The organism is Achromobacter sp. UBA5777 (genome assembly GCF_002418565.1).
Classification (GTDB): domain Bacteria; phylum Pseudomonadota; class Gammaproteobacteria; order Burkholderiales; family Burkholderiaceae_B; genus Achromobacter; species Achromobacter animicus.
This window is the reverse complement of sequence record NZ_DIEJ01000057.1, coordinates 1-7,599: the sequence shown is the minus strand read 5'-3', so window position 1 is coordinate 7,599 and position 7,599 is coordinate 1. Positions and strand designations below refer to the sequence as shown.

The window sequence follows — 7,599 nt, the reverse complement described above, 5'->3', positions numbered from 1 at the left end:
GCCCGGCCGCGCCGATGCCGGTGTCTCGGACGGCGGCGAGATCACGCATCTGCTTTCCGAAGGCGGCACCGCCTTCGTGCGCGGCGACGTGGCGCCCGACACCGCGCGCAACCTGCGCCGCGGCCAATGGCGCGCCGGGGCTGAACTCGACCTGCACGGACTGCGCGTCGAGCAGGCCCGCCATGCCTTGCTGTCATTTTTGGACGAATGCCAGGAACACGGCATCCGCTGTGTGCGCATCGTGCACGGCAAGGGCTACAACTCGGAAGGCCTTGAGCCGGTCCTGAAGGACAAGGCGCGCACGTGGCTGGTCCAGAAGGCCGAAGTCATGGCGTTTTCCGAGGCACCCGAACGCGAAGGCGGCGCGGGCGCCCTGCTGGTGCTGCTGCGGCAGTCTGAGGGCCCGCGCAAATGAAATGGCTGTACCTGGGCGTGGCGATCGTCGCCGAGATCTTCGCCACCAGCGCCCTCAAGGGGTCCGAAGGGTTCACGCGGCTGGTGCCGTCCGTCATCACCGTCTTCGGCTACCTGATCTCGTTCTATTTCCTGTCGCTGACCCTGCGCGAGATCCCCGTGGGCATCGCCTACGCGATCTGGTCCGGCGTGGGCATCGTGCTGATCTCCATCGTGGGCGCGGTGCTGTTCAAGCAGCATCTGGACACGCCGGCGCTCATCGGCATCGGCCTCATCATCGCCGGTGTGGTGGTGATGAACGTCTTTTCCAAATCCGTTTCGCATTGACGGCCATGGCCGCATTGTTCCGGCAGGGCTTCCTGGCGCAGGGNNGCAGGGCTTCCTGGCGCAGGGCTTCCTGGCGCAGGGCTTCCTGCGCCGTGCGCTTGCGGCCTGTCTGTGCCTGGCCTGGCTTTTCGCCGGCAGCGCATCGGCCGAGGACTTTGACCGCGCGGCCGAACTCAAGCGCTACCGGACCTGGCTGGCGGTCTTCACGCAGGACATGGACCGGCTCGCCGCCGCGCGCAGCCCGTTGAACGACGCGCAGCTCGACGCCCTGTTCGACAAGTCCGTGGTGCCCGGCTCGCGAGCCGCCGGCTTCATCCGCGAAGCCTTCACCCGCCGTAACAGCGATGGCGATTACCGCCCGCAATACGGACCGCGTCCGGTCTTCCTGGGCGTGCTGGCCAGCGGCATTCCTGCGGGCCAAGGCGGCATTTATCCGGAATCCGATGCCGCGTTCAAGGGCACGAATCTGATCGTCTGGTACCTGCATGTGGACGTGGGCGACATGACCAACACGTACCTGCTGTCGTCCGGCCGCTTCACCCCCTACCGGCTGCCGCCCGCCGGCACGTTCGAGCGCAATGCCTACCCCTTCCTGCTGATGGAGTCCCGCGGCGGGGCCTTGCGGCTCGGCGGCGTCAGCGCCGAGCTGTGGGATCTTGTCGCGTGGCTGCACAATGCCGCAAACTGATTGCGTCCTGCGCCTGCTGGTCCTGGCCGGGCTGTCCGCGGCGCCCGGGCTTGCCATGGCCCTTTGCCAACCGCTCGCTGCGGGCGAAAGACTGACCGTCATCGCCGACGTCCGGCTCGACGACACCAACACGTTGCTGGGCAAGGACGGCTCCCGTATCCGAAGCTGGCTGCCCCCTGTCCAGGTGCCCGACGGCCCGCGCGCCACACCGGTCTTGTGGGCCGAACGCGTGGACTGGTCCGTCTATGCAGCCGAACCCGGCGCGCGCATCGGCGTCACCGTGCTGCGCTTCGAACGCGGCGCGGACGGCCGCCAGCATCTTTGCGGCATCGCCCAATACAGCCCGCACACGGTGGACGAAGCGCGCGCCAAGCCGGGTCCAGCCCTGCCGCCGCCAGACAACGAGACTCGCTTTCGCTACGACGCGGCCGGCAGGCTGACCGGCTATGACCTCCGCTCTCGCACCTGGGACGACAGGCAGAATCGCCCGGTGCGGCATTGCCTGCGGTATGACGCCAACGGCTGGCTGGCGGAACTGGCCGACGGCGCCTGCGACGGCGCCACGCGTCCGCAAGTGCGCTACGTGCACGACGCCGCGGGCCGCCTGCTGCGGACCATTCGCCATGCGCCCGAAACCGGCGAGGCGAATGAGGTCATCGTGCATGACGCCAAGGGCCGGGCCGCCCAACGCTACCTGCGGCCAGTCCGCGGCACCGAAGACGGCATGGGCGCGCAGGCCGCATTGCCGTACCGCGCCGTCCCGGGCGAACACCCGATCCTCGTGCTGCCCGGCGCTGGTTGGCAGCCGCCGGCGCTAGACTCCTACCACTACGACTGGGCCATCGTGGAGCCACGACGCGATGCCGACGTCTACGACGCCAAGCGCGATCCGTCGTCCGTGCTGGCCAGCGGCAACAGCGGCGCCAATAGCCGCTTCGACCTGAGCGCCGACGCCCGCCGGCGTATCTGGACGGCAGCCGGCCGCACCCCCGGCGGCGTCCACTGGCTATGGGCGCCGGGACAGGTCCTCACGCTGCTGCAGGCCATGCCCGACGCCGCCTGGGCAGCCTGCGCCGATCCCGAAGACCGCCGCCCGGCCGCCTGCCCCGCCCCCTAGGTGTTGTCCGGCTGCGGGTGACGCACGTCCGGATTGCGCAGGTAATCCACCAGCGCCAACGTGGCCCGGTCGGGCGGCGGCGTCAGCAGCGACACCACCACGATCGTCAGGAACGCCACCGGCGCACCGAACACGCCCGCCGCGATGGGCTGGATGCCCCACCACAGATCCACCGGCTGCGTCCGCGCAATGCCCAGCACCGATTCGCGCAGCCAAGGATGCGTGTGCGTCATGTAGGCGAACGTCACGGCCAGCCCGGCCGCCATGCCCAGCGTGGCGCCCCATTTGTTCGCGCGCCGCCAGAACACGCCCATGACGAGCGCCGGAAAGAATGACGAGGCCGCGAACGAAAACGCAGCCGACACCATGAACAGGATGTCCGCGGGCTTGCGCGCCGCGACCCACGCCGCGCCAAACGCCACCACCAGCAGCAGGATCTTCGACACCATCACCCGCCGCGCCGCCGACATCCGCGGCGACACGACCCGGTACCACATGTCGTGCGACAGCGAATTGGACAGCGTCAGCAGGAGACCGTCGGCCGTGGACAACGCCGCCGCCAGTCCGCCCGCAGCAACAAGTCCCGAAATCACATAAGGCAGCCCACCGATCTCGGGCATGGCCAGCACCACTACGTCCGCCCCCATGCTGATCTCGCTGAGCTGCACGACGCCGTCGCGGTTGATGTCACTGACGTCGAGCAGATTGGTGTCGACCGCGCTCCAGGCATGCACCCAATTGGGCAGGCTGAGGAAGTTCGATCCCACGACCTGCGTATAGATCTCGAACTTGACCAGCAGCGCCAGCGCCGGCGCCATGAAATACAGCAGCAGAATGAACAGCAACGACCAGCACACCGATTTGCGCGCCTCGATGACGGACGGCGTCGTGTAGGAACGCATCAGGATATGCGGCATGCCGGCCGTGCCCAGCATCAGGCACAGCACCATCGCCAGGAAGTTGATGCGCATGTTGCTGCGTTCCTCGGCGTCCTTCGCAGGGAACGGCTCGGCATGCGGCGTGGGCGGCGCGGCCCGGGCCTCGAAGGTCGCCTTGGCCTGCGACCACGTGGCGCGCGCATCCTCGACGGTGGGCGGATAGGCGGCCAGTTCGCGCTCGGCCGACCGGATCTCGACCATGGGCGCCTCATTGGCGTTCAACTGGGCCAGCCGGCTGCGCAGCTTGTCCTTTTCCAGCGTCCACGACTCGGGCAGCGCCTGCAGGCGGCGCCCCATTTCGTCGGCGCGCTGCTGCCAGATCCGGCGCACCTCGATCTCTGAGGGATCGTTCTGCAGGTAGACCTCTTTTTCGGTCACTTGCTGCAGCACCGCCCCGCCCGACAACTGCGGCAACGGCATGTTGGTGTGCTTGACCGACAGCCAGATCACCGGCACGAGGTATGCGATCACCAGGATGATGTACTGCCCGACCTGCGTCCACGTGACCGCGCGCATGCCGCCCAGGAACGAACACACCAGCATGCCGCCGAGCGCGACGAAGATGCCCAGTTCGAACGAGATGCCGGTCATCCGGGTGGTGATGATGCCCACGCCGTAGATCTGGGCTACCAGATATGTGAACGAGCACAGAATGGCGCAGAAGACCCCGGCCAGCCGAGGCAGGTTGCCGCCGTAGCGCGCGCCCATGAAATCGGGAATGGTGTATTGGCCGAAGCGTCGCAGATACGGCGCCAGCAGCATCGCCACCAGCACGTAGCCGCCCGTCCAGCCCATGATGTAAGCCAGCCCGCCGTAGCCGGTCAGATACAGCGTGCCCGCCACGCCGATGAACGACGCCACCGACATCCAGTCGGCCGCGGTCGCCATGCCGTTGTAGATGGCCGGCACGCGCCGGCCGGCGACGTAGTATTCGACCTGGTCCGAGGTGCGGCAGACAATGCCGATGCCGGCATACAGGCTGACGGTGACCAGCAGAAACACGTAGCCGATCCAGTTGCGCGGCATGCCCAGGATCTCGGCCAGCGCCATCAGCAGGATCATCAGCGCAAAGCCGGCCGTGTACAGCACATAGATGCGCCGCAGCCGGATGCGAAACTCCTGCGGGGTGTCTCCGGTGAAAAACGGCATCAGCGCGGCTCCCCGGTTTCGTCGGCGCGCTCATCGGCGCGATTCATGACCCGGGCGTAGACGGCGATGATGATCAGGTAGGCCAGCGGCGCGCCATAGGCGGCCATCCAGAAGGCGAAGGGCCAACCGATGAAATCGAAGGAGAGGCTGCGTGCGAAGTACGACGGGATGAAGGTCAGCGCCGCCCAGACGGCGAGCAGCAGCAGAATCAGCCGCAGATTGCGGCGCCAGTAGGGCGTGATGGATGTCCGGGACGGAGTAAGGCGCGTTTGCGGCATAACGTGGATAAGCAGATCCCATCTGAATATCGCCAAACGCAGCGCTTGAAAAGCCCTGAAGCTTGATTTGCCGGCTTTTTATGCGACAACGGCTGGCACTTCCTGGTGCCAGCCGTTGTGCGTTTGCTTTTTTTGAGTACTGCTTTACTTTTTTTATGTACCGGTGCCGCCGGTATTTGCCCATGCAGGGCTTTGTCTCCTCACCTGCATGGGAAGAGATTCTGCACCAGATGCGGGAATGCCACACTAGGGGAATGCCCTAAGACGGAGCATTCATTTACATATTCCATGCACCATATAAGTGCATTTTTGGGTCGCCGTACTAAATATTGGGATTTTTCCAGCAAATCGGCCCTTCGTACCGCCTAATTCTTGAGCAGTGCTCAGTTAGTGATCATGGCCGATGGCGCCGGCCGTCCAAGTCCGTGCATCGCGAAGCGCCCGATTCCGGGCATGGAAACGACAGCATCCCAGATCATCTTTACGCGCTGTTTACACCCCGCCCGCCAAGCTATACCCCGTTTTTACCCCCCGCTCCGTAACCTGCCGGTGTCCTGAAGGGTCACCTCGCCTGCCCGGCGCGCATCCGCTTTCTGCCGCGCAGGCCTGTTCGAAGGGAGCAAGCCTCCCGGGGAGAAAAAACGTGGATCTCATCTATATCGCCATCTTCACCGTGATGGCCGGGCTGACCTGGGCCCTTGTCCGGTTCTGCGACGCCCTGTCCGCCGGAGACCAGCCATGAACTGGCTCTACTGGCTGAGCGGCCTCACGGCCGCATTCCTGTTCGTGTACCTGCTGGTCGCGCTGTTCAAACCGGAGAAATTCTGATGACCCCCGAATTCGTTGGGCTGCTGGTCATGTACCTGGCAGTCCTGCTTGCGATCGCGCCCGTGCTGGGCCGCTACATCCGCATCGCCATGGAAGACGGCCGATCCCGGCTGACCGCCTGGGGCCGGCCGATCGAGCGCGGCATCTACCGGCTGGCGGGCATCAACCCGCAGGCGGAGATGGGCTGGAAGCGTTATGCCGCCGCCGTGCTGGTCTTCAACCTGGTGGGCATTGCCGCCGTCTATGCACTGCAGCGCGTGCAGGGGCTGCTGCCGCTGAACCCCGCGGGCCTGGGCGCCGTGTCGCCCGATTCCGCGCTGAACACCGCCATCAGCTTCGTCGCCAACACCAACTGGCAGGGCTACGCCGGCGAATCCACGATGAGCTACCTGACACAGATGCTGGCACTGACGGTGCAGAACTTCGTGTCCGCCGCGACCGGCATTGCCGTGCTGTTCGCGCTGATCCGCGGACTGGCGCGGCACTGTTCCGCCACGGTGGGCAACTTCTGGGCTGACATGGTCCGCTGCACGCTGTATGTGCTGCTGCCCCTGTCGCTGGTCTTGGCGCTGACGCTGGTCAGCCAGGGCGTGATCCAGAACTTCAGCGCCTACCAGGAAGTGCAGACGGTCGAAGCGGTGCGCTACGACGCCCCGCGCATGGACGCGCAGGGCCAGCCCGTGCTGGACGCTGCCGGTGCGGCGGTCACCGACCCGGTCACGACGCGCACGCAGACCATCGCCATGGGTCCGGTGGCGTCGCAGGAAGCGATCAAGCTGCTGGGCACCAACGGCGGCGGTTTTTTCAACGCCAACTCGGCGCACCCCTTTGAAAACGCCACGCCCCTGTCGAACTTCCTGCAGATGCTGGCAATCCTGGCTATCCCCGCCGCCCTGTGCTTCACCTTCGGCGAGATGGTGGGCAGCCGGCGTCAGGGCATTGCGATCCTGGCGGCGATGACGGCGCTGTTTGCCGTCTTCGCGCTGTCCACCGCGTACTTCGAGCAGCAGCCCAATCCGATGGCCGTCCAGGCCAGCGCCGTGACGCCCGGCGGCAACATGGAAGGCAAGGAGACGCGCTTCGGCATTGCCGCCACCTCGCTGTTTGCGACGGTCACCACCGCAGCCTCCTGCGGCGCGGTGAACGGCATGCACGACTCGCTGTCGGCGATGGGCGGGCTGTCGCCGATGCTGCTGATGCAGCTTGGCGAAGTCGTATACGGCGGCGTGGGCTCCGGGCTGTACGGCATGCTGGCCTTTGCCATCCTGGGCGTCTTCATCGCCGGGCTGATGATCGGACGCACGCCCGAGTACCTGGGCAAGAAGATCGAGGCCTTCGACATGAAGATGGTGTCCATCGTCATCCTGGCCACCCCGCTGCTCGTGCTGGGCGGCACGGCGCTGGCCGTGTCCGTGACGGCGGGCCAGGCCGGCGTGCTCAATCCGGGCATCCACGGCTTCTCGGAAATCCTCTACGCGCTCTCGTCGGCCGCCAACAACAACGGCAGCGCCTTCGCCGGGTTGTCGGCCAATACGCCCTTCTACAACGTGCTCCTGGGCATCGCGATGTGGTTCGGCCGGTTCGCCGTGATCGTGGCCGTGCTGGCCATGGCCGGTTCGCTGGCCGCCAAGCGCCGGCTGCCCGCCGGTCCCGGCAGCATGCCGACCACCGGCCCGCTCTTCGTGACGCTGCTGATCGGCGCGGTGCTGCTGGTCGGCGCCCTCACCTACGTGCCCGCGCTGGCCCTCGGCCCGATCGCGGAACACCTGCAACCTTGATGCAACAGGCTAGGAAAGAACATGGCCAAGATTGAAATGGAAACTACCAGCTCGGGCGGCAGCGTTGCCCGGGCGCCCGCTG

8 protein-coding genes are annotated in these 7,599 nt (G+C 66.3%); 6 read left to right on the top strand and 2 right to left on the bottom strand.

Annotated elements, in window-relative coordinates; all coding sequences use genetic code 11:
* From B3446_RS03895 to B3446_RS03880, 4 genes are all read left to right on the top strand, one after another.
* Window positions 1-415: Smr/MutS family protein (locus B3446_RS03895; protein ID WP_291377374.1), on the top strand; the 415-nt coding region annotated here is incomplete at its 5' end.
* On the top strand, window positions 412-741 hold the full coding sequence (locus B3446_RS03890; protein WP_056568656.1) for a DMT family transporter: 330 nt from the start codon (window positions 412-414) through the stop codon (window positions 739-741). The genes B3446_RS03895 and B3446_RS03890, both read left to right, overlap by 4 nt.
* A 214-nt stretch (window positions 742-955) precedes the next feature.
* Window positions 956-1,429, top strand: a complete 474-nt coding sequence (locus B3446_RS03885) for a hypothetical protein (protein WP_291377373.1) — start codon at window positions 956-958, stop codon at window positions 1,427-1,429.
* Window positions 1,416-2,546 carry a hypothetical protein gene (locus B3446_RS03880; protein ID WP_291377372.1) on the top strand — a complete coding sequence of 377 codons (1,131 nt, stop codon included), beginning with the start codon at window positions 1,416-1,418 and terminating at the stop codon, window positions 2,544-2,546. The genes B3446_RS03885 and B3446_RS03880 overlap by 14 nt, the downstream gene beginning before the upstream one ends.
* Here the strand turns inward: B3446_RS03880 and B3446_RS03875 are convergent.
* Both B3446_RS03875 and B3446_RS03870 read right to left on the bottom strand, forming a co-directional pair.
* Entirely contained in the window at window positions 2,543-4,633 is a 2,091-nt protein-coding gene (locus B3446_RS03875; RefSeq protein WP_291377371.1) for a sodium:solute symporter family protein, read from the bottom strand. The two genes, B3446_RS03880 and B3446_RS03875, sit on opposite strands and share 4 nt — an antisense overlap.
* Window positions 4,633-4,911, bottom strand: a complete 279-nt coding sequence (locus tag B3446_RS03870; RefSeq protein ID WP_191577687.1) for a DUF4212 domain-containing protein — start codon at window positions 4,909-4,911, stop codon at window positions 4,633-4,635. Before B3446_RS03870 ends, B3446_RS03875 begins: the two co-directional genes overlap by 1 nt.
* 738 nt (window positions 4,912-5,649) lie before the next feature.
* On the opposite strand from B3446_RS03870, the gene kdpF reads away from it, so the two are divergent.
* Window positions 5,650-5,739 (top strand): K(+)-transporting ATPase subunit F, encoded by a 90-nt coding sequence (kdpF, locus tag B3446_RS03865; protein WP_175184142.1) that lies wholly within the window; start codon window positions 5,650-5,652, stop codon window positions 5,737-5,739.
* Window positions 5,739-7,517, top strand: a complete 1,779-nt coding sequence (gene kdpA, locus B3446_RS03860) for a potassium-transporting ATPase subunit KdpA (RefSeq protein ID WP_291377370.1) — start codon at window positions 5,739-5,741, stop codon at window positions 7,515-7,517. The genes kdpF and kdpA overlap by 1 nt, the downstream gene beginning before the upstream one ends.
* The last annotated feature ends 82 nt before the right edge of the window (window positions 7,518-7,599 follow it).

Coding starts and splice junctions, on each gene's coding strand:
- B3446_RS03885 (WP_291377373.1), top strand. CDS start 956: ATGGACCGGCTCGCCGCCGCGCGCAGCCCGTTGAACGACGCGCAGCTC.
- kdpF (WP_175184142.1), top strand. CDS start 5,650: ATGAACTGGCTCTACTGGCTGAGCGGCCTCACGGCCGCATTCCTGTTC.
- B3446_RS03870 (WP_191577687.1), bottom strand. CDS start 4,911: ATGCCGCAAACGCGCCTTACTCCGTCCCGGACATCCATCACGCCCTAC.
- B3446_RS03890 (WP_056568656.1), top strand. CDS start 412: ATGAAATGGCTGTACCTGGGCGTGGCGATCGTCGCCGAGATCTTCGCC.
- B3446_RS03875 (WP_291377371.1), bottom strand. CDS start 4,633: ATGCCGTTTTTCACCGGAGACACCCCGCAGGAGTTTCGCATCCGGCTG.
- kdpA (WP_291377370.1), top strand. CDS start 5,739: ATGACCCCCGAATTCGTTGGGCTGCTGGTCATGTACCTGGCAGTCCTG.
- B3446_RS03880 (WP_291377372.1), top strand. CDS start 1,416: ATGCCGCAAACTGATTGCGTCCTGCGCCTGCTGGTCCTGGCCGGGCTG.